At 54.5% G+C, this 1,336-nt stretch carries 1 protein-coding gene; it reads left to right on the forward strand.

Translation table 11 applies throughout. The features are described 5' to 3' along the window. The first annotated feature begins 91 nt into the window (after nt 1-91). Nucleotides 92-1,299 (forward strand): IS3 family transposase gene (locus LZ634_RS19895; protein WP_089617520.1). Its coding sequence is split into 2 segments (ribosomal slippage): nt 92-413 and nt 413-1,299, totalling 1,209 coding nucleotides; the frame shifts between segments, so codons are not numbered across the junction. Nucleotides 1,300-1,336: the final 37 nt, after the last annotated feature.

The following is a 1,336-nucleotide window of genomic DNA, read 5'->3' on the forward strand; positions in this document are numbered from 1 at the left end:
TGATGTAGCCCCCTGAAACACCGGACAGTAGCTGTATCTCCAGATAAGAGATAGGCTTGAATATATGTCTAACACTAACGCCAATTTTGAGATGACCGGGATCCTGTTAGGGCAAGAAGTCCGTAAACGTAAAACTCCTCAGGAGAAGATCGCCATTATCCAGCAGACGATGGAGCCGGGTATGAATGTCTCCCATGTCGCCCGCCTGCATGGTATCCAGCCCAGCCTGCTGTTTAAGTGGAAGAAGCAATATCAGGAAGGCAGCCTCACCGCCGTTGCGGCTGGAGAGGAAGTCGTTCCTGCTTCTGAGCTTACTGCTGCTCTGAAGCAGGTCCGGGAGCTTCAGCGCCTTCTGGGCAAGAAAACGATGGAAGTTGAGATCCTGAAAGAAGCCGTGGAGTACGGTCAGTCGCGAAAATGGATAGCGCACGCGCCCTTGTTGCCAAAGGACGGGGAATAGCCATGGTCAGCCGGACCATGGGCGTGTCGCGTGCGCAACTGTCACTGCGGATTAACCGTTCTGCCGACTGGCAGGACAGGCGCTGTAACCGGCGTAATGAAGAAGCAGACGCAGAAATACTGTCGGCTATCCTCAACATTATCAGCGATATGCCGAGTTATGGTTATCGACGCGTGTGGGGCATCCTGCGCAAGCAACGTCGCACAGAGGGACAGCCACCTGTGAATGCCAAACGGCTTTACAGGATAATGAGCGAGCATAACCTGTTGTTGTTGCATCACAAACCAGAGCGACCGAAGCGTGAACATAAGGGCAAGATAGCGGTGGCAGAAAGCGATATGCGCTGGTGTTCAGATGGCTTCGAGTTCGGCTGCGACAACGGCGAAAAACTGCGGGTAACGTTCGCGCTGGACTGCTGCGACCGTGAGGCCATAGACTGGGCAGCAAGCACGGGAGGCTATGACAGTTCGACCGTGCAGGATGTGATGCTGAGGTCGGTGGAAAAGCGCTTCGGCGACAGGTTGCCCGACACAGCGGTGCAGTGGCTGACGGATAACGGTTCAGCGTATACCGCGTATGAAACGCGGAGGTTCGCGAGAGAGCTGAATCTGGAGCCCTGCACAACAGCGGTGAGCAGCCCGCAGAGTAATGGCATGGCCGAACGGTTCGTGAAAACGATGAAAGAAGACTATATCGCGTTCATGCCAAAACCGGATGTGAGAACAGCACTGCGAAACCTTGCAGTAGCGTTCACGCATTACAATGAAAACCACCCGCACAGCGCGCTGGGATATCACTCCCCGAGGGAATACCGGCGGCAGCGGACATCGTTAACTTAAGATACAAAAGCTGTTCGGAGATGGAGGGTCAAGATCA

This window comes from Kluyvera intermedia (assembly GCF_021440345.1).
Taxonomy (GTDB): Bacteria; Pseudomonadota; Gammaproteobacteria; order Enterobacterales; family Enterobacteriaceae; genus Kluyvera; species Kluyvera intermedia_A.